The 19,714-nt window shown below is 65.6% G+C and carries 20 protein-coding genes and 1 pseudogene; 13 read left to right on the top strand and 8 right to left on the bottom strand.

Annotated features, from left to right (window positions below):
• Positions 1-23 precede the first annotated feature (23 nt).
• Positions 24-1,214 (top strand): acyl-CoA dehydrogenase family protein, encoded by a 1,191-nt coding sequence (locus tag G6N31_RS09715; RefSeq protein ID WP_098003072.1) that lies wholly within the window; start codon positions 24-26, stop codon positions 1,212-1,214.
• A gap of 4 nt (positions 1,215-1,218) precedes the next feature.
• Here G6N31_RS09715 and G6N31_RS09710 read toward each other — a convergent pair whose 3' ends face one another.
• On the bottom strand, positions 1,219-2,190 hold the full coding sequence (locus G6N31_RS09710; RefSeq protein WP_098003073.1) for an acyl-CoA dehydrogenase family protein: 972 nt from the start codon (positions 2,188-2,190) through the stop codon (positions 1,219-1,221).
• Positions 2,191-2,281: 91 nt separating this feature from the next.
• Here G6N31_RS09710 and G6N31_RS09705 point away from each other — a divergent pair, with 91 nt between their 5' ends.
• From G6N31_RS09705 to G6N31_RS09670, 9 genes are all read left to right on the top strand, one after another.
• Complete coding sequence (locus G6N31_RS09705; protein WP_098003074.1) at positions 2,282-3,829, top strand: class I adenylate-forming enzyme family protein; 1,548 nt, start codon at positions 2,282-2,284, stop codon at positions 3,827-3,829.
• Positions 3,826-4,611, top strand: coding sequence for a crotonase/enoyl-CoA hydratase family protein (locus tag G6N31_RS09700; RefSeq protein ID WP_098003075.1), 786 nt, complete (start codon positions 3,826-3,828; stop codon positions 4,609-4,611). Before G6N31_RS09705 ends, G6N31_RS09700 begins: the two co-directional genes overlap by 4 nt.
• Positions 4,612-5,463 (top strand): mycofactocin-coupled SDR family oxidoreductase, encoded by an 852-nt coding sequence (locus G6N31_RS09695; RefSeq protein WP_098003076.1) that lies wholly within the window; start codon positions 4,612-4,614, stop codon positions 5,461-5,463. It begins immediately after the preceding gene.
• 11 nt (positions 5,464-5,474) lie between these two features.
• Positions 5,475-6,770, top strand: coding sequence for an FAS1-like dehydratase domain-containing protein (locus G6N31_RS09690; protein WP_098003077.1), 1,296 nt, complete (start codon positions 5,475-5,477; stop codon positions 6,768-6,770).
• A gap of 9 nt (positions 6,771-6,779) precedes the next feature.
• The gene (locus G6N31_RS09685) at positions 6,780-7,922 is read left to right on the top strand and encodes an acyl-CoA dehydrogenase family protein (RefSeq protein ID WP_098003078.1); all 1,143 of its coding nucleotides are present in this window, start codon (positions 6,780-6,782) and stop codon (positions 7,920-7,922) included.
• Positions 7,923-7,931: 9 nt separating this feature from the next.
• Positions 7,932-8,687, top strand: coding sequence for an enoyl-CoA hydratase-related protein (locus G6N31_RS09680; RefSeq protein ID WP_098003080.1), 756 nt, complete (start codon positions 7,932-7,934; stop codon positions 8,685-8,687).
• A 100-nt stretch (positions 8,688-8,787) separates the two neighbouring features.
• Positions 8,788-8,934 carry a hypothetical protein gene (locus G6N31_RS27015; RefSeq protein WP_098003081.1) on the top strand — a complete coding sequence of 49 codons (147 nt, stop codon included), beginning with the start codon at positions 8,788-8,790 and terminating at the stop codon, positions 8,932-8,934.
• Between the two features lie 99 nt (positions 8,935-9,033).
• A complete protein-coding gene (locus G6N31_RS09675) occupies positions 9,034-10,290 on the top strand; it encodes an FAS1-like dehydratase domain-containing protein (RefSeq protein WP_234815268.1) in 1,257 nt (418 codons plus the stop codon).
• Position 10,291: 1 nt separating this feature from the next.
• Positions 10,292-11,275, top strand: a complete 984-nt coding sequence (locus tag G6N31_RS09670; protein WP_098003083.1) for an NAD-dependent epimerase/dehydratase family protein — start codon at positions 10,292-10,294, stop codon at positions 11,273-11,275.
• Here the strand turns inward: G6N31_RS09670 and G6N31_RS27825 are convergent.
• The 3 genes and pseudogenes from G6N31_RS27825 to G6N31_RS09655 form a co-directional block, all read right to left on the bottom strand.
• Positions 11,272-12,112: pseudogene (locus G6N31_RS27825) on the bottom strand (enoyl-CoA hydratase-related protein). The gene G6N31_RS09670 and the pseudogene G6N31_RS27825 overlap by 4 nt on opposite strands.
• 16 nt (positions 12,113-12,128) lie before the next feature.
• Entirely contained in the window at positions 12,129-12,608 is a 480-nt protein-coding gene (locus G6N31_RS09660; protein WP_098003084.1) for a nuclear transport factor 2 family protein, read from the bottom strand.
• A gap of 20 nt (positions 12,609-12,628) precedes the next feature.
• Entirely contained in the window at positions 12,629-13,267 is a 639-nt protein-coding gene (locus tag G6N31_RS09655) for an NAD(P)-dependent oxidoreductase (protein ID WP_098003085.1), read from the bottom strand.
• 101 nt (positions 13,268-13,368) lie between these two features.
• Between G6N31_RS09655 and G6N31_RS09650 the strand changes: the two genes are divergently transcribed.
• From G6N31_RS09650 to G6N31_RS09640, 3 genes are read left to right on the top strand one after another with little or no spacing between them, the layout of a single operon-like run.
• A complete protein-coding gene (locus tag G6N31_RS09650; protein WP_098003086.1) occupies positions 13,369-14,511 on the top strand; it encodes an acyl-CoA dehydrogenase family protein in 1,143 nt (380 codons plus the stop codon).
• Between the two features lie 38 nt (positions 14,512-14,549).
• Positions 14,550-15,719, top strand: a complete 1,170-nt coding sequence (locus G6N31_RS09645; RefSeq protein WP_098003087.1) for a thiolase family protein — start codon at positions 14,550-14,552, stop codon at positions 15,717-15,719.
• 10 nt (positions 15,720-15,729) lie between these two features.
• Complete coding sequence (locus tag G6N31_RS09640) at positions 15,730-16,485, top strand: SDR family NAD(P)-dependent oxidoreductase (RefSeq protein WP_098003088.1); 756 nt, start codon at positions 15,730-15,732, stop codon at positions 16,483-16,485.
• Between the two features lie 162 nt (positions 16,486-16,647).
• Here the strand turns inward: G6N31_RS09640 and G6N31_RS09635 are convergent, their stop codons facing one another.
• The 4 genes from G6N31_RS09635 to G6N31_RS09620 all read right to left on the bottom strand — a co-directional run bounded on the left by G6N31_RS09635 (position 16,648) and on the right by G6N31_RS09620 (position 19,711).
• On the bottom strand, positions 16,648-17,274 hold the full coding sequence (locus G6N31_RS09635; RefSeq protein WP_098003089.1) for a TetR/AcrR family transcriptional regulator: 627 nt from the start codon (positions 17,272-17,274) through the stop codon (positions 16,648-16,650).
• A 122-nt stretch (positions 17,275-17,396) separates the two neighbouring features.
• Positions 17,397-18,212 carry a fumarylacetoacetate hydrolase family protein gene (locus tag G6N31_RS09630; protein ID WP_098003090.1) on the bottom strand — a complete coding sequence of 272 codons (816 nt, stop codon included), beginning with the start codon at positions 18,210-18,212 and terminating at the stop codon, positions 17,397-17,399.
• Complete coding sequence (locus G6N31_RS09625) at positions 18,213-19,193, bottom strand: amidohydrolase family protein (protein ID WP_163722125.1); 981 nt, start codon at positions 19,191-19,193, stop codon at positions 18,213-18,215. It abuts the gene before it with no gap.
• Positions 19,190-19,711, bottom strand: a complete 522-nt coding sequence (locus tag G6N31_RS09620; protein WP_197747167.1) for a carboxymuconolactone decarboxylase family protein — start codon at positions 19,709-19,711, stop codon at positions 19,190-19,192. The genes G6N31_RS09625 and G6N31_RS09620 overlap by 4 nt, the downstream gene beginning before the upstream one ends.
• Positions 19,712-19,714 lie beyond the last annotated feature (3 nt).

The raw sequence follows: 19,714 nt of genomic DNA, 5'->3' as shown, positions 1-19,714 counted from the left end.
CACATCAAACAGGAAGTCAGAACGTGGAATACGGTATGGGGCCCGAGCTGGAGGCCTTCCGCGCGCAGGTACGGGCATTCGTCGCGGAATACGCGCCCGCCATCCCACCGCGGGCTGGCGTGCGCAGCGCCGAGAACGAGACCGAGCTCAAGGCGCTGAAGGAATGGACCGCCCGGTTGTTCGAGGCTGGCTATGTCGGCGCCGACTGGCCCGCCGAGTACGGCGGCCGCGACGACCGGTCGGCGGAGCACCAAATCGTCGTCGGTGAGGAGCTAGCCCGGGCCGCGGTCCCCGGCGTGCAGAGCGGCAGCGTGCTGGCCTCACATGCGTTGATCCACTACGGCACCGACGAGCAGCGCCGCAGGCACCTGCCCGAGATCCGGGCCGGCCGCCAGCTGTGGTGCCAGCTGTTCAGTGAGCCCGGCGCCGGCAGCGACCTGGCGTCACTGCGCACCCGGGCGGTGCTCGACGGCGATACCTACACTGTCAACGGGCAAAAGGTGTGGACCACCGACGGGCACTGGGCCGATTACGGATATCTGTTGGCGCGCACGGATTCTGAGGCCCCCAAGCACAAGGGTATCAGCGCGTTCATCCTTGACATGTCCAGCCCGGGTGTTTCCGTACGCCCGTTGCGGGAACTAACCGGAACCTCAGATTTCAACGAAGTGTTCTTCGACAACGTAAAGGTGCCTGCCTCGGCGATGATCGGTGCGCCAGGGCAGGGCTGGGCGATCGCGAATGCCACGCTGGCGCACGAGCGTACCGGTGTCGGCGCGGCGGTGGTGAAGCTGAAGCTGGCCATTCAAGCCCTCGCCGACCTGGCCCGGCGGGTCAACCGAGGGGGGAAGCCCGCCATCGAGAGCGATGTGGTGCGGGATCGCATCGGGGAGTTCAGCGCCGAGGTCGAAGCGCTCGCGGCGCTGACCTATGCCAACGTGACCCGCTGGTCGCGCGGTACCGAACGCCTGCACGACGCCGCCATGGCCAAGCTGATGTTCAGCGAGCTGAATCTGGAAATGGCCCGCTTCGCCGTCGAACTCGGCGGGGAGGACGGCGTGCTGGTGGAAGGCGATCCGCACGCGCTCGAGGGCGGCCGCTGGCAGGACGAGTGGCTCTATGCCCGTGCGTACACCATCGCCGGCGGTAGTTCGGAGATCATGCGAAATGTGATCGCCGAACGCGGGCTGGGGTTGCCCCGTGCGGCGCGATAGGCCGTCACCCGACGAGTGCGGCCCGGTGTTCGGCGACCGTACCGTTGAACGCCTCGTCGACCTTGATCCGACGCAGGAGTAGGTGCAGGTCGTGTTCCCAGGTGAAACCGATACCGCCGTGGACCTGCAACGCGTTCCCGGCGACATGGGCCGCTGCGGACTTCGCGTAGGCGGCGGCCGCAGAGGCCGCCCGCGATCGGACCGCGCTGTCCAGAGTGTCCAGTGCGAGCGCGGCCGCCCACAGCGAGGCCCGGGCGGATTCCACCGCAACGACCATGTCGGCGCAGTGATGTTTGACGGCCTGAAACGAGCCGATCGGCGCACCGAATTGCTCACGCTGACCGGCGTATTCGACGGTCATATCGAGCAACCGGGCCGCTGCACCCAGCGCATCGAAGGCGCGGTGCACCGCCAGCGCATCCCGCACCGCGGCAAGTGTGCCGGTCGGCAGCTCGGTTTTCTTCTCGAGGCCGGCGTCAAGATCCACGCGGGCCCACGACCGGGTCAGGTCCAAGGTCGACATGGTGACCAGTGGGGGAGCGGACAGGACCGACAAGTACTCCTTCTCGCTGGCCTGACGGGCTACTGCGACCGCGGCCATATCGGCGGCCATGGGCACTGGCGAGCTCGTACGATCGCCACCGAAGGCCACCCCGTTCAGCGGCCCCTCGTTCGTAGCGATGCCTGCACTGGCGAGAAGCCAGGCGGTGATGGCCAGGTCGGCGATCGGCAACGAACTGGCGGCGTATCCGTGGGCTTCGGTGAGGACCGCGAGATCCACATGGGTGCCGCCCATATCGGGAGTGAGCAGTGCAAGGAGCCCGGACGTCTCGGCATGAGCGACCGCGGCCGGATCGATCGTGATCGGCGCGGTGTCGAGCGCCGCGCGCACCCGGGCAAGGGGATTGTTGCGGGCCAGCCAGGCGCGCTCGGCTTCGGCCAGTTGCTCCTGCTCGTCGGTCAATCCGAAATCCATATCGACCCTCTCTTCACTAGGTTGACCTAGTAAACCATGTCGATTAAGTTAAATAGAATACTGTTTCTGGAATATCCATCGGAAAGTGACAATGACGAGCATCCATGAAGCGCTGGGCCGGCTGTGGGACGCCAACGACCACGCGCACATGCTGCAGTGCGACGGGCGCTGGGACACATGGGGCCGCATCCGCACGCTGACGGAGCGGATCGACAAGGAACTGACAGCGGCAGGGTGCGGCGAAGGCGGGCGCGTTGCCGTCGTGTTGTCCAATCGCATGGAGTCCGTCGCTGCACTCATCGCGACCTTCCGGGGCGGTCGCACCCTGGTGACCGTGAGTCCGCTGCAGCCCCCGGAGCGGTTGAGCGCCGACCTGGCGGCCGCCAAGGTGTCCTTCGTTCTGGCGCCGCAGGCGCTATGGTCCGAACACGTATTCAGCCGCACGGTCGACGATTTCGGCGCCACCGGCTGGAGCCTCGATGGCGACGATGTGATCGTGCGGGCTCGGGGAACCACGCAGGCGGAACCCGGCGACCCTGCCGTCGCGATCGAGATGCTGACGTCGGGCACAACAGGTGCTCCCAAACGAATCCCGCTGACTCGAGCCCAGTTGGAGGCCGCCCTCGGCGCGGCGCTGCAGCACAATGAGCGGCCCGAATCCCGAACCAAGCCACCGCTGACCGGGACGGTCGGTCTGGTGACCCTGCCCATCGTGCACATCGGCGGCCTGTGGACACTGCTGCAGTCGCTGATTGCGGCACGACCAATTGCCATGCTGGAACGCTTCACCGTGCCGGGCTGGCATGCGGTGGTCAAGGAGTTCCGACCCGCCCTGGCCGGTCTGCCACCCGCGGCCATCCGATCGGTGCTCGACTCCGACATCCCACCGGAGGACCTGGCGAGTGTCCGTGCCGTCAATGCTGGCACCAGTCCGGTCGACCCGGAACTGGTCGATGCCTTCTTCGAGCGCTACGGCATCCCGATTCTGGTCGTGTACGGGGCGACTGAATTCTCTGGAGCCGTGGCCGGTTGGACTGTGAAGGATTTTTACGCGCGATGGGCCGACAAGAGGGGCAGCGTGGGACGCGCCTTTCCCGGTGTGCGGCTGCAGATCGTCGACGAGAACGGCGCTGCGCTCGGCACCGGTGAAACGGGCAGGCTTCAGGTCGCCACGGCGCAAGCCGGTGGGGCGGATGTCTGGGTGACCACAAGCGATCTCGCCCACCTCGACGCCGACGGGTTCCTCTACATCGACGGCCGCGTCGACGACGTGATCGTGCGTGGCGGGTTCAAAATAGCACCGGAGACCGTGGTGCGGGCACTGCGCGCCCATTCAGCAGTCGCCGACGCCGCCGTGGCCCCGATTCCGGACTATCGGCTGGGCCACATCCCGGTTGCCGCAGTCGAATTGCGTCCCGGCGCGGAAGTCGACGGTGATACATTGCGCCAGCACTGCCGCGCCGTGCTCACACCGTACGAGGTGCCTGCACAGGTCGTCGTGGTGGACGAGCTTCCCCGCGGCGCAGCACTCAAGGTCGACCGGCGTCGCTTACTCGCCATGCTGGCTGACCTGGGCGCTGTTCAGACGGACAAATCCCAATCGCAGGACAGAGACAATTTCCGGAAGGAGAATTCATGACTGACGCCGCCAGCGTGGAGCGGAGGGGTAACGTCGCTCTCATCACGATCAACCGGCCCGAGGCCCGCAACGCCGTCAACGGCGCGGTGAGCACCGCGGTCGGCAGTGCGCTGGAGGAGGCCCAGCGTGATCCCGATGTGTGGGCCGTGGTCATCACCGGCGCGGGAGACAAGTCATTCTGTGCTGGCGCCGATCTGAAGGCTATCTCGCGAGGCGAGGATCTTTTTCATGCCGACCACCCGGAATGGGGATTCGCCGGCTACGTGCATCACTTCATCGACAAGCCCACCATCGCTGCGGTCAACGGCACCGCCCTGGGCGGAGGGTCGGAGTTGGCGTTGGCCAGCGATCTGGTGGTTGCCGGCCAGAGCGCGACATTTGGGCTGCCTGAGGTCAAGCGCGGCCTGATCGCCGGTGCGGGCGGGGTGTTCCGCATCGTCGAGCAGCTGCCGCGCAAGGTTGCCCTGGAGCTGATCTTCACCGGAGAGCCGATCACCGCCGACGAGGCACTCAAGTGGGGGCTGATCAACCAGGTGGTGCCGGACAACACCGTGGTGGAGGCGGCGCTGGCGCTCGCTGAGCGGATCACCGTGAACGCGCCGCTTTCGGTTCAGGCCAGCAAGCGGGTCGCCTACGGCGCCGATGACGGCATCATCGCCGCCGAGGAACCCAAGTGGGAGCGCACTGACCGTGAGTTCGCCGAGCTGCTGAAATCCGACGATGCCAAGGAAGGCCCGCTGGCTTTCGCGGAGAAACGTCAACCCGTATGGAAGGCACGCTGAATGGGCCGTGTAGAGGGAAAAGTTGTCCTAGTTACCGGCGGCGCCCGGGGGCAGGGCCGCAGCCACGCGGCCAAGCTGGCCGAGGAGGGTGCAGACGTCATCCTCTTCGACATCTGTCACGATATCGAGACCAACGAATACTCGCTGGCGACGTCGCGTGATCTCGAAGAAGCCGGCCTGGAGGTGGAGAAGACCGGTCGCCGGGCCTACACCGCTGAAGTCGACGTGCGAGACCGGGCCGCGTTGAACCGCGAATTAGCCAACGCCGTCGCCGAATTCGGCAAGCTCGATGTGGTCGTCGCCAACGCCGGAATCTGCCCGCTTGGCGCGGATCTTCCGGTTCAGGCTTTCGCCGACGCGTTCGATGTTGACTTCGTCGGTGTGGTCAACACCGTGCACGCCGCGTTGCCGTACCTGAAGTCCGGTGCCTCGATCATCACCACCGGCTCGGTCGCCGGCCTCATCGCGTCGAAGATGCCGCCGGGGGCGGCCGGGCCGCAGGGCCCGGGCGGGGCCGGGTACAGCTATGCCAAGCAGCTGGTGGACTCCTACACCCTGCAGCTCGCGGGCCAGTTGGCGTCACAATCCATCCGCGTCAACGTGGTTCACCCGACGAACTGCAACACCTCGATGCTCAACAGCGACCCGATGTACCGGCAGTTCCGGCCGGACCTTGAGGCACCGACCCGGGATGACGCGCTGCTGGCCTTCCCCGCCATGCAAGCCATGCCCACGCCCTACGTCGAGCCCTCCGACATCTCGAACGCGGTCTGCTTCCTCGCCTCTGACGAGTCTCGCTATGTCACCGGCCTGCAGCTCAAGGTCGACGCCGGTGCCATGTTGAAATTCTAGGAAGAGCTGATATGACCATTACCGAGAAGTCCGGCGCCGAGACAGCTGCTGAAGAAGGCCGGATCACCGACGAGGACATCGAGCGCGCCAAGGCGCAGATCGGGATCCCGGTCAATCAGCGGGATGAAGCGTGGAACAAGGTGCCGTCGGCAGATACCATCACGCACTTCGCTTTCGGCTGTGGCGACGACAACCCGCTGTTCTACGATCCGGCGTACGGTGCCACCACCCGTTGGCACGGGCAGATCGCCTCGCCGACCTTCCCTATCGCGACGGGTCTCGATCAGACCCCGAAGTTCACCGACCCGGAACGGAAGAAGTTGTTTCGCGGGCTTTTCCGTGGCACTGGCAAGTACTACTCGGGTGTGAAGTGGACCTGGTACCGCCCGATCTACGCGGGACGACCGGTCCTGGCGGAGAACTACACGCTGGACGTCCAGGTCAAGGAGAGCGAGTTCTCCGGCGGGCGTTCGGTGAAGGAAACCTTCCGGTATCTCTACGTCGACATCGACGGCAACCCGATCGCCACCCGCGATGAGTCTTACATCAACGCGGAACGTCAGGGCTCCAAGAAGTCCGGCAAGCTGAAGAATATCGAGCGCAAGCACTGGACCCCCGAAGAGTTCGCCGAGGTCGAGGCCGCGTACGAGGCCGAAGTACGCCGGGGCGCCGAGCCGCAGTGGTGGGAGGACGTCGCCGTCGGCGATGATCTGCCCCCCGTCATGAAGGGCCCGTTGACAGTTGTCGACATCATCTCCATGCACATGGGCTGGGGGTGGGGCGGGTACGGTGTCGGCCCGCTGAAGTTCGCGCACAAACTGCGCAAGCGGATGCCGGCTTTCTACCAACCCGACGAGTACGGCGTACCCGATGTCGTGCAGCGCCTGCACTGGGACGCGGCACGCGCGCAGGCTCTCGGCATCCCGGCCCCGTACGACTACGGCCAGATGCGTGCGGCGTGGATCAGCCATCTGCTTACCAACTGGATCGGTGACGACGGCTGGCTGGCCGAGATGGATCTGCAGATGCGTGGCTTCAATTATCACGGCGATATCCATCGGTGCACCGGCAAGGTCACCGCCAAGGGCGACACCGCCGACGAGACGGTGTCGGTGGACGTCTTCGCCACCAGTCAGCGCGACGAAGCGACCACCCGCGGCACCGCCAAGGTGTTGTTGCCGTCGAGGGCGACCGGCGCCGTGGTGCTTCCAATCCCCGACGTCGACCTCAGAAGGCGCGGCGCACAGGTAGTTTCGCGGGTATCGGGCAAAGTCGGCGACGAGTTGCGCCGCCTGTACGGAGAGTGAGATAGGGAAATGAAAAGATTCGTTATGGACGCGGAGCATGAGGCCTTCCGCGACACTGTGCGCCAGTTCATCGAACGCGAGTTGGTGCCCAACGCCGAGAAGTGGGAGAGCGCCCGGCTGGTCGACCGCGAGGCATATGTGACGGCCGGCAAGTACGGCCTGATCGGGTTCAACATGCCCGAGGAGTACGGCGGTGGCGGCGTCGACGACTTCCGGTTCAACGCCGTTATCGACGAGGAGATCGCCCGCTACGGGGGGCCCGCGCCGTCGATCAGCCTGCAGAACGACGTTGTTGGCCCATACTTCTCCTCGCTGGCCGACGACGAGCAGAAGAAGCGCTGGCTGCCGGGAATCATCAGCGGTGAGCTGATCGTCGCCGTCGCCATGACAGAACCGGGCGCGGGCAGTGACCTGGCGGGCGTTCGCACGTCGGCCGTTCGCGATGGTGACGACTGGATTGTGAACGGCACCAAAACGTTCATCTCCTCCGGCATCAACTGCGATCTGGTGGTGGTGGTCTGCCGCACCGACCCCGATGCCGGGCACAAGGGCTTCACCCTGTTCGTCATCGAGGAGGGCATGGAGGGGTTCAGCCGCGGTCGCAAGCTGGACAAAATGGGTCTGCACTACCAGGACACCGCCGAACTCGTCTTCGAGGACGTCCGGGTGCCCGCGGCCAATCTGCTGGGCAAAGAGGGCCGCGGGTTCTATCACCTGATGCACAACCTGCCGTCGGAGCGTCTGTCGATCGCTATCTCGGCGCTGGCCGGCGCGCGCGAAACGTGGCGGCAGACACTGCAATACGCCAAGGATCGCAAGGCTTTCGGACAATCGATCGGCAGTTTCCAGCACAACCGGTTCCTGCTCGCCGAGATGGACACCGAACTTGAGATCGGGGAGCAGTACATCGATCGCTGCCTGCAGGCGGTGGTCGACGACGACCTGACCGCGGTCGAGGCGTCGAAGGCCAAGTGGTGGTGCACCGAGACCGCCAAGAAGGTGATCGACGGTTGCGTTCAGTTGCACGGTGGCTACGGTTACATGACCGAGTACCGGGTGGCCCGCGATTACATGGACAACCGCATCATGACCATCTTCGGTGGTACGACCGAGATCATGAAGGACATCATCGGTCGCGACCTGGGGCTGTAAAGGTCCGCGGTGAACGGGATTTCGGTCGACCACGACCGCGCTGTCCGGAGGATCCGGTTGGACCGGCCGGAGAAGCTGAACGCGGTCGACACCCCGATGCTCGACGAGTTGTCGGTCCGGTTGCGCGATGCCGCGGCCGACGACTCTGTGCGGGTGGTTCTGCTCATCGCTGCGGGCCGGGCGTTCTGCTCTGGCGGCGATCTGACCGGAGGTGACACCGAAGGGGCCGGGCACGCCGCCAATCGGGTGGTGCAGGAGATTGTGGCGCTGCCCAAACCGGTGGTGGCGGGGGTGCACGGCGCGGCGGTCGGATTCGGCTGTCCGTTGGCACTGGCGTGTGATCTGGTGGTGGCCGCGCCGGCGGCGTACTTTCAGCTGGCATTCAGCCGAGTCGGCTTGATGCCAGACGGCGGTGCGTGTGCTCTGTTGCCGGGTCTGATCGGACGTGCCCGCGCGGCACGGATGGCCATGACCGCCGAACGAATCGACGCGGCAACGGCATTCGAGTGGGGGATGATCTCGCATCTGTCCGCCGCAGATGACTATGAGGACCTGCTGGGGAAGGTGGTTGAATCGCTGTCCACCGGCGCGACCTTGTCCTACGCCTGGACCAAGCGCGCGCTGGGGGCTGCCGCGCTCTGTGAACTGGAGCAGGTTCAGGCCATCGAGGTAGCCGGCCAGCTGGCCTTGGTCGACACCGCAGATTTCCGCGAAGGTGTACGTGCTTTCCGAGCAGGGCGAGCTCCGGTCTTTCGGGGGCGATGAGCAATGCGACAGTTAAATATTTAGCGAATTATCGTCGTTCTGCTGTGGTGTGGGCTACTCGTGCGTTATGTTGTGGCCACAGTCACGGAAAGGGCGGTACATGACCGGAGTTCTGGTGGGTTTTCTCATCACTTTGATGGTTGCCGCGGTGGCCGGTGTCGTGGTGGCCACCGCGTTGGGATTCACCACTGTCGCGATTTCCGTCGGCGTCGTCTCGGGCGCCGCCGTCGCCGCCCGGTTGTGCTGACCGTTTAGGTTCGCGCCCGCCGGCCGAAATCTCTTGGGGATCCCGCGTGTTTGACATCGGGCAGACATGTTGGCGACAAACAACATACGGAGACTATTTGTGACCGGTGTTCCGGGGAAATCCGGCAACGCGTTCGGTGTGCTCACCGATGATGCTTTCGCGAGGTCGCGGCTGCGGCTGGGCGTACCCCGTCCACAACAGAACAAGCCGCACAACTACGAGGTGACGTGGGACGGAGTTCGGCACTTCGCATACGGGTACGGCGACGACAATCCGTTGTACTGCGATCCCGAGTACGCCGCGGACACCCGCTGGGGTCGATTGGTGGCGCCCCCGACATTTCTCTACACTATGGGGGAGGACGCCGCCCCGAACCCCGACTCGGAGACGAAGGCCCTGCTCAAAGGAGATCCCTTTGCCGGCCTGGGTTCCTACCAGGCCGTCATGGAGTTCGAGTGGTGGCGTCCGCTGCAGCTCGGGGTCCGGTGCCGCGTGTTGGAGGCGCAGGTCGGCGTCGAGGAGAAGGAATCGCGATTCGGCGGCCGCACCGCCCACGTCACCCTCGACTACCTCTACTTCACCGGCGACGGGCAGATGCATGCCGTTCGGCGCGGCACCTGGATCAACGCCGAGCGGCACACGTCGAAGCAGCGCGCCAAGGAACGGCTCGCGCAGCAGCCGTACACCCCCGAGCAGCTGGCCGAGATCGACGCCGCCTACGCCGCCGAGACTCATCGCGGACCGGAGCCGCGCTACTTCGAGGACGTCGAGGTGGGCGAGGAACTGCCGCAGCGTGTGAAGGGCCCGCTCACCACGACCGACATCGTGGTGTGGCACCTCGGCTGGGGGATGCAGCTAACGCCCCCTGGCACTTTCGGGATCGCCGCGCGGGTACGTCGTAAGGCGCCGGGCCTGTATCCGCCGAACGCGCTCAACGTTCCCGACACGGCGCAGCGCCTGCATTGGGAACCCGCTCGTGCGCAAGAGCTCGGGCTGCCGAACAGTTACGACTACGGCGGCATGCGCGAGACGTGGCTGTGCCACCTGCTGACGGACTGGGTCGGCGACGACGGGTGGCTGTGGAAGCTGCATTGTGAGCACCGCAAGTTCAACTATCAGGGCGACGTGACCTGGGTCCGTGGTGAAGTCGTGGACAAACGACGTACGGATGTGGGCAACGAGGTTCACGTCGCCGTCCGGTGCGAGAATCAGCGCGGCGAAGCGACCACCCCCGGTACCGCCGTGGTGCTGCTGCCGTCTCGCGACGCGGCGGTGACGTTGCCGGAGCCGCCGGTGGCCACCGTGGACGGGATGCTTGCGCACGAGCTCGCACGCTACGGCGTCGGGGAGAGTTGATGTGCCGCTGAAACTGGTGATCGGGGCGAGCGGCTTCCTCGGCTCGCATGTCACCCGGCAACTGGTCGAGCGCGGCGCCGCGGTCCGGGTTCTGCTGCGCCGCACCAGCTCAACTGCGGCCATCGACGACCTGGATGTCGAGCGACTCCATGGCGACGTGTTCGACGACGCGACGCTACGCGACGCGATGGCCGGGTGTGACGAAGTGTATTACTGCGTCGTCGACACCAGGGCGTGGTTGCGCGACCCCGCCCCGCTGTTCCGCACCAATGTCGAAGGCCTACGGCACGTGCTCGATGCCGCGGTGCAGGCAGACGTGCGACGGTTCATCTTCACCAGCACCATCGGCACCATCGCACTGAGCGCAGACGGCGGCCCCGTCACCGAGGATGAGCCATTCAACTGGCTGGACCAGGGCGGCGGGTACATCCGGTCACGCGTCGAAGCCGAGAATCTGGTGCTGCGCTACGCCCGCGAACGGGGACTGCCCGCGGTGGCATTGTGCGTCTCGAACACCTATGGTCCCGGTGACTTTCAGCCGACGCCGCATGGCGCATTGCTGGACGCCGCGGCCCGGGGCAAGATGCCGGTCTACGTCAAGGACATGTCGATGGAAGTGGTCGGCATCGAGGACGCGGCCCGTGCCCTGATCCTGGCCGCCGAGAAGGGGCGCGTCGGGGAGCGATACATCATCTCCGAGCGGTACATCAGCGCGCGCGAGCTCTACGGGGCAGCCGCGCAGGCCGGGGGTGTGCGGCCACCGCGCATCGGGATTCCGTTGAAGGTCATGTACGCCCTCGGCTACCTGGGCGACGTTGCCGCGAAGCTATTCCGGCGTGACGTGCTGCTGTCCACACTTTCGGTGCGCCTGATGCACATCATGTCTCCGATGGACCACGGCAAGGCCGAGCGTGAGCTCGGCTGGCATCCCGAGCCGATCCACGACTCGATCCGGCGCGCCGTCGAGTTCTACCGGGCGCGTTAGCCTTCGGTCGCTTGCTCGCGGGGCAGCCGGCCCCTGTTTTGCAGTTCGGCCCGCAGCGCCTGCGCGTCGGAGGTGTGTTCCAGCACCGACATCACGTCGGCCGACAGCTCGAGGTGCTGCCGCATGCCCATCTGCTCCCAGGCGCGCACCAGCATGGACTTCGTCGCCATCAGCGTGGACAGTGGGGCGCGGGCGATGTTGGCCGCCAGCTCCTCGGTCACCGACTCGAGTTCGTCGCGTGCCACCACACGATTGACCAGGCCCATCTGCAGCGCCTCCGCCGCGGTCAATGTCTGTGCGGTGTAGAGGTATTCGGCTGCCCGCTTGTAATTCATGAAGACCCACGGCTCGATCATCGTCTCGCCCCCGGCGAAGCCCAGGCCCGGCACCAGCGGCATCATGAAAGTACGCGTCGTCGGAGGCGATGGTGAGCTCGGGCAGCAGCGCCCAGTACGTGCCGCCGCCGATCGCGTAGCCGTGCACCTGCGCGATCATCGGTTTGGGAAACTCCCAGTACCGCAAGGTGGGCCACAGGAAGAGTTCCTTGCTGCCCTGGTAGTTGCTGCCGGTGTTGGCCTGCGAGTCGGTGAACTCCGGGTAGGCGTCCGGCGCGATGACGTGACCGGCGCAGAACCCTTTACCGCTGCCCTTGACGATCACCACTTTCACGCCGTAGTCCCGCCGCGCCTCGTCGAGGCAGGTATCTACCTGGCGGACCATTTCCGAGGACTGGGCATTCGCCCGTTCCGGCCAATTGAGCACGATTCGGGCGATGGCCCCATCACGCTCATAGCGCACAACGCCGAGATCCTCAGTCCTGGAGAGGTTTTGGCTCATGTCGGTTCGTCGGCTGTCAGGGAAGGTCCGCTCCGGCGGTCGCGCCCTGCACGGACGCGGTGACGGTGGTCAACGGGCTCTGGCGCGGCTTACGGGGGCCGCGCACTTCGGGTGCATCGATCGCCTCGAAAACGTGCAAGGAGTCCGAGAACTCCTTCATCTCGACGATCTTGCCGTCGCGCACCCGCAGGGCGATGACATAGGTGTTGGCATAGGTGCCTCCGCTCGCCAGCGGCGCCTCGCTTTCGGCCTCCAGCCAGACACGGTCGTCCTCGGCTGTCACATCCCCGATGCGCATCGTGATCGGGCCGGCCAAGACCCCGGAGAACATCTGTGCGCTGGTGAAGAAGCCTTCCTTCTCCCACCAGCGCGAGGCGGGAAGGGTGCCGGTCAGAAAGTAGCGGAAGTCGTCGGCGATCAGTGATACCGCGGTTTCGGCGTCCCCGCTGACCAGGGCCTGAAACCAGGTGAGCGCAAGTTCTTTGTTACTAGCCATGTTCGATTCTTCCGTCTGAGTCAATTACTGATCGCCGGTGCGGCTTTCGAGAACGTGTCGTCGGTGAGCTGGGCGACGAGGAAGGCGGCGATGTCGGGCCTTGTCATGGCTGATCCGACTTTGTCGCGGCCGAGGAAGCCGGCCCGCACAGTACCTTTCGGTTTTCCGTTGGTCGGACGGGTGATCCGGGCGATGGTCCAGTTCAGCCCGGACTTGGTGACCGCCTCGGTCATTCCGACGAGCTCCGCCAGGGCGTTGGGGAACATCGCCTTCGCCATCACCGGCAGGATCTTGGCCTTCAAGGTCGGCTGGTCTCGTTCATCGGGAACCGACGGGGTGGCAAGACCGATGTAGCGGCTGACATCCTCGGCTGCCATGGCGGCGGCGATGTTGCGGGTGCCCTCGGTGATGGGTGTGCCCTTGGCGCCGCGTTTGAGCGACGGCCCAAGGGCACTGATAACTGCGTCGGCGCCGTGGACCGCCTGCCGAATTCGCTCGGCGTCCGACAGTTCTCCGGTGACCGCGGTCAGTCCGGGGTCGTCGATGCCTAGCTTCGCCGGGTTACGAACGTACGCGGTGACCTGGTGGCCGGCGGCCAGCAGATCGGTGACGACGAAACGGCCGATCTGGCCGGATCCGCCGAACACTGTGACGTTCATTTCAGCCCCCTATCGTATTGAACATAATCTGTTGATAGTGTCTCATGTGTCAAATCGGAAAACCGCGCGGGTGCGTGGGCGAACGCGCCGAGAGGTGACTGGTGAAACGCTCGCTGTTCAATGACGATCATGAAGCCTTCCGGGCAACGGTTCGGGCGTTCTACGCCGACCACGTTGTGCCAGAGTACGACGAGTGGGAACGCGCCGGGGCGCCTCCGAGGCACTTCTGGATAGCGGCAGGCAAGCTGGGCCTGCTGGGCACGCAGGTTCCCGAGGAGTTCGGCGGGGGAGGGCAGGACAGCTTCCTGTTCAACGTCGTGCTCACCGAGGAGTCGCAGCGGGCCGGTATCGCACTGGGCGGTCTGCGGGTGCACACCGACATCGCGATGCCCTACTTCCTTGATGTCGCCAACCCCGAGCAGCAGGCCCGGTGGCTGCCGCGACTGGTCACCGGCGATGCGGTGGCGGCGCTGGCGATGTCGGAACCGGTCGCCGGTTCCGACGTGAAAGCGCTGACCATGAAGGCCGTTCGCGACGGCGACAGTTACGTCGTGAACGGCACCAAGACCTTCATCTCCAACGGTGCCAACGCCGACCTGATCATCACCGCGGTCAAGACCGATCCTTCTGCGGGTCGCGACGGGTTGAGCCTGCTGGTCATCGACGGTGACAGTCCCGGATTGTCGCGCGGACGCAAGTTGGAGAAGCTCGGGCTCAAAGCCCAGGATCTCTCCGAGCTGACTTTCGAGGATGTCGTTGTTCCCGCCGAGAACCTCTTGGGTGCCGAGGGCGCCGGGTTTGGCCATCTGACCGGCAATCTGGCCCAGGAGCGGCTGTCCATCGCGGTGAACAGTCAGGCCGCGGCGGTCAAGGCGTTGTCCGACACTGTCGCATACACCAAGGACCGCAAGGCATTCGGAACCACGGTCGCGTCGTTCCAGAACACCAAGTTCGAATTGGCTGCGTGTGCGACCGACATCGAGGCCGGGCAGTCGCTGCTCGACCGCGCGCTGGTGGCGCACGAGGCCAAGGAGCTGACCGCCGCGGACGCCGCGATGGTGAAACTGTTCTGCACCGAGTTGCAGGGCCGGGTCATCGACCGCTGCCTGCAATTGCACGGCGGCTACGGCTACATGCTCGAATACCCGATCGCGAAGGCCTACGCGGATGCCCGGGTGTCGCGCATCTACGCGGGCTCCAGTGAGGTGATGAAGGTGATCATTGCGAAGTCGCTGGGGCTGTGACTGTCATCGGGGCGAGCGAAGCGACGGGAGACAATTAGATGGAATCCGCCGTCATCATCGATGCCGTCCGCACGCCGATGGGCCGCGGCAAGCCCGGCGGCAGCCTGTCGGGAATCAACGCGGTCGACCTGCTGGCCCAGACGCTGTCCGCGTTGATGGACCGCAACGATGTCGACCCGGCGACCGTCGACGACGTGGTCACCGGCTGCGTGTCGCAAGCCGGTGAACAGGCCGGTACCCCAGGACGTTTCGCGTGGCTGGCCGCCGGGCTGCCCGAGTATGTCCCCGGTGTCACGATCGACCGGCGGTGCGGATCCGGGCAGCAGGCCGTCGACTACGCGGCCTGGGCCATCATGGCCGGGGCCCAGGACATCGCCGTCGCGTGTGGGATCGAGTCGATGAGCCGGGTGCCGATGGGGGTGGCCCGGATGGGGGTGGATCCGTTTGCGCCGGCCGCGCACCGGTACCCGCCAGGACTGGTGCCGCAGGGTATTTCGGCTGAGCTGGTCGCCGTGAAGTGGCGACTGAGCCGTGCGGACCAGGACCGCTACGCGGTCGAGTCGCACCACCGTGCCGCCGCTGCGGTAGCCGCCGGTACGTTCGACGCCGAGATCGTCGCGGTGAAAGACGGCGATCGGGTCGTGGACGCCGACGAGACAATTCGGCCGGACACCTCCGTCGCGAAACTGGCCGGTTTGAAGCCGGCGTTCTACGATGACGGGTACGCCCAGCGCTTTCCGGACATCGAATGGACGGTGACCGCGGGAAATTCGTCGCAGATCACCGACGGAGCCGCGGCATTGCTGATCGCCTCGGAATCCACTGCCAATCGGCTCGGGCTGACACCGCTGGCCCGGTTGGTCTCCTTCGCCACCGCGGCCGAGGATCCGGTGACCATGCTCACCGCACCGATCCCGGCCTCCCGCAGGGCATTACAGCGCGCCGGTCTGACCGTCGACGACCTCTCGCGCTATGAGGTGAACGAGGCCTTCGCCACGGTGCCACTGGCGTGGCTCCGGGAACTGGAGGCTGACCCGGCCAGGCTGAACCCGGCCGGCGGTGCCATCGCACTCGGGCACCCACTCGGTGCATCGGGGGCGCGGATCATGACGACGCTGGTGCACGGGCTGCGGCCGGGCGAGTACGGGCTGCAGACCATGTGCGAGAACGGCGGCATGGCCAATGCAACTATCCTGCAACGACTTTGAAAGGTCATATATGAAGATCTCCGATTCGGTCGCAGTCGTCACAGGAGGCGCTTCGGGCCTGGGGCTGGCCACCGTGCGTCGGCTGGCCGACGCCGGTGCGCGGGTGGTGATCCTCGACCTGCCCACCTCTGCCGGTGAGTCGGTCGCCGACTCCCTGGGTGAGGGTGTGGAATTCGCCGCGGCCGATGTGACCGAAACCGATCAGGTCAACGCCGCGCTGGACGCCGCCCAGCGGTTGGGGGACCTGCGGATCCTTGTGCACTGCGCAGGCAAGGGCGGCCCGGTGCGGCTCGTGGATCGTGACGGCAATCCGGGATCGTTGGAGACCTACGAACGCATCGTGCGGATCAACCTGATCGGCACCTTCAACATGTTGCGGTTGTCGGCGGCCCGGATGGCCGCCAACGACGAGGTCGACGGTGAACGGGGCGTGTGCGTTCTGACCGCGTCGGTGGCGGCCTGGGAGGGCCAGATCGGCCAGATTCCCTATGCCAGCGCCAAGGGCGGCATCGTGAGCATGACGCTGGTCGGTGCCCGGGACCTGGCGACAAAGAAGATCCGCGTGGTGTCCATCGCGCCGGGCCTTTTCGACACGCCGATCCTGCCCGCCTCGGCGCGCGATACGCTGGCCGCCACGGTGCCGCATCCGGCCCGGCTGGGAAACCCCGACGAGTACGCCGGATTGGCCGCGCACATCGTGGAGAACCAGATGCTCAACGGCGAGACGATCCGGCTGGACGGTGCGCTCCGAATGGCACCGCGCTGAACCGCTGTCAGCGCTCGATCGCTGCCCGCACGATCTTGACCTGGGCGGCCAACAGGTCGTCGTAGGGCACGCCGTCGCATTCGAAACCTTCGGTGCGTGCCGCCGTAGGCGACCTCGACGTCGCAGCTGCCCTCGCCGCCTACGCGTCGTGACGGAGCGCAGTCAACTGGCTTTGGCTCGAGTTTTGGCACTACGCCGACGCTGCGGCTTGGCGGCGGTGCCGGAGGTGTCGATCTTGAACAGCGACGCCACCAGTGCAGGCACGTCTTCTGACCGGCTCCCGGGCAGGAATAACATCGAGGTGAGGCTGCGCATGAACAGGTCACCCAACTGACGCTTGGTCAGTGCACCGCTGATCACCAGTGGTGATTCCTCGGCCGCGGGTCCGAGCGCATCGGTGACCACATCGACCAGTTTGGGGAATGTGTCGCGGATGAATTCGAGGGTGAACTCCGGCGCAACATCGAGCATCTGGTTCCAGTCCCCGCCCGCGGCGCGGTAGGCGATGATGGTGTCGAGCACCACCTGGACGCGTGCCTCGGGAGCGGGATTCGCTTCGATGGCTGCCCTGAACGCCGCGGCAACGCCGTCCTCGAAGTGCTGGCCGAGCGCGGCCAACGCCTCTTCCTTGCTGTTGAAGTACCGGTAGAACGTACCCCGGGCGATCTGCGATGCCTCACAGATGTCGCTCACCGACAACTTGCTCGCGCCTTGCCTGCTCAGAGCCTTCATCGTGCCGGCAAGGATCTTTTGTACGGCCCTTTCCGCCCGCTGGTCGTCGACCGCCATTCGTAAACCACCTCACAGACAACATGAACACTGTGTTCACGTGGTGTTCTAGTTGTCAATTATGGCCCACGGTGCCGTAGTTGTTGGGATCCACGAGGGGTGATTGTGAGCAAACCCACCCGTCACGGGCGGTTGCCAACCGTGTTGCGCAACGTGCCGATACCTTCGATCTCGGCCTCCACGACGTCGCCCGGTTGTAGGAACCGGCCGTCCTCCAGTCCGACACCCGACGTCGTGCCGGTGAAAATAAGGTCACCGCAACGTAATTGGATTCGCTCGTCAACATAGGCCAGAATGTCCTCGACCGAGAACACCATCGCGCGGGTGTTGTCGGCCTGCCGTACCTCGCCATTGACCCGCAGCCCGATATCGAGATGCGGCTGGCGGCCGCCACCGAGTTCGGCAGGTGTCACGATCCACGGCCCTACCGGGCAGGTGCTGTCCAGGCACTTCATGCTGAACAGATCCAGCCCGCCCAGGCCCTTGGCATCCCGTGCACTCACGTCATTGCCGATGGTGAAGCCGAGCAGCGGGTCAGTCGCCGAACCGCCGAGGACGATGACCAGCTCGACCTCGTAGTCGAGTTGCCCGGTGGTCGGCGGATAGCGGATCGTACCGCCAGGTGGTGTCAGAGCCGAGTTCGGTTTGACGAACGCCGTAGGGTGCTCGGGTGGCTCGGTGACCCCGAGCTTCTGCAGGTGGGCAAGATAGTTGGCGCCCACACCGAACACCCGGGCGCCGGGATCGACGGGGGGTAGCTGCGTCAGCGCTCCGGCGTCCTCGGGGTCCTGCAGGCGCAGCCCGGCGGTGTCCTCGGCGGCAGCTGCTGCGGCCCACTCGGTGATATCGCCGTCGATGCGACGCACCTTCTCGCCTGCCGGGTCGATGAGCGCCCAGAAGCCGGCACCGGTGGAATCAGCGAACCTTCCGATACGCATCTACTTCCTTTCGAAGAGCTGGCCCACGTTGGCCGTCAGGATCTGGTGCAGAGCCGTTTCCGGCAGTCCGGCGTGCTGCAGGTAGCCAAAGGTGTCGGCGTAGCTTTCGAAACCGAGAAGTACCGGGTAGTCGCTGCCGGGAACGATGCGGTCGGCCCCGAACGCGTCGACCGCACATCGCAACGCAGCCGCCGATCCGTGACCGACCGTGTCGTAGAAGAACCGGCGCGCGGTCACGCTCGGCCGCTCGGGCAGACCTGGTGTGCTGAGTGGCAGCTGGTTGTCCAACCGGCTCAACAGCATCGGTAGCGCGCCGCCGAGATGTGGCACGATGAACCGAATATCGGGAAACCGGTGCGGGATCTGGCGCACGATGAGGTGCAATGCGATTGTGGTGTCCTCGAAGACCGCGCCGGCGGTCGGTGCCAGACCCCACTGCGAGATCAGCGGCGAGCACAGGCCGTTGACGCAGGGATGGAAGAACACCACGGCCTTGCGCCGGTTCAACTCGGCATAAATCGGCTCGAATCGCTCGGCAGCCAGCGACTCATCGAAGCAGAAACACTGCAGCGCGATGCCGACCATCCCGAGGTCGTCGAGGCAGCGCCGCAGTTCGAGCAGTGATGCGTCGACGTGCGGAAGTGGGAGGGCGGCGTAGGCCGCCAATCGATCCGGCTGCTTGGCAGCCATCTCGGCGTGGGCATCGTTCACACACCGTGCCGCCCCCACCGCTGCGGATTCGTCGGTCAGATAGGGCGCGAAGATGGCCGAGAGCAGCTGACGGCCGACCCCCGCGTGGTCCATCATCGAGATCCGTCGGGCGATCGCATCGTCGGTGTCGGTGACCGCGTCCTGCTCGCCGACGAGTCCCGGTCCACCCGTTCCGTATCCGGGAATCGCGACGCCGGCCTCGGCCAGCAGTCGGTGATAGCGCGGGATCACCGCGTGGGCGTGAACGTCGACAGGCCTCTGGGTGTTCACTGCTGCGCCTCCAATGCGCGGAACGCGTAGGCGAGCCGGCCGCTACCCACCATGAGGGCGGCGAACATACCGAGTTCCACCGCCTGCTCGCTACTGAAATGCTCCAGCAGGGACTCGATTTCGTCACCGCCGATGGACAGGTGGTCGGCGGCCAACGCGGTGGCAAACTTCAAAGCCGCCTGTTCGGAAGCACTGAACCGGCCATCGTCATCGGACAGGCAGGCGATGTCCTCCTCGGAGACGTCCACGGACTTGCGCGCGGTCTGACACACCTGGCACTGATTGATCGACGCGATCCGCAGCCGCACCAACTCCAGCAACCGGCCGGGCAGGATCGCACTGTCGTAGAAGCGACTCTGCAACGTGATCTGGGCGTCGGCAAGTTCTGGGCGGTGAGCCCAGATCCGCGGCAGCACAGTCGAAGACAGCGCGCCGCTGCGTCGTGCTCGACTGATCGCTGCCGCGGTGTCCGGGGCCAGATCGTCGCTGTCGATCGGCGCGATCAACGGAGATCTCACAGC

The sequence above is a fragment of the Mycolicibacterium duvalii genome, assembly GCF_010726645.1.
In the GTDB taxonomy this organism is placed as follows: Bacteria; Actinomycetota; Actinomycetes; order Mycobacteriales; family Mycobacteriaceae; genus Mycobacterium; species Mycobacterium duvalii.
The sequence above is the reverse complement of the archived record's forward strand: the minus strand, read 5'-3'. Positions and strand labels throughout refer to the sequence as shown.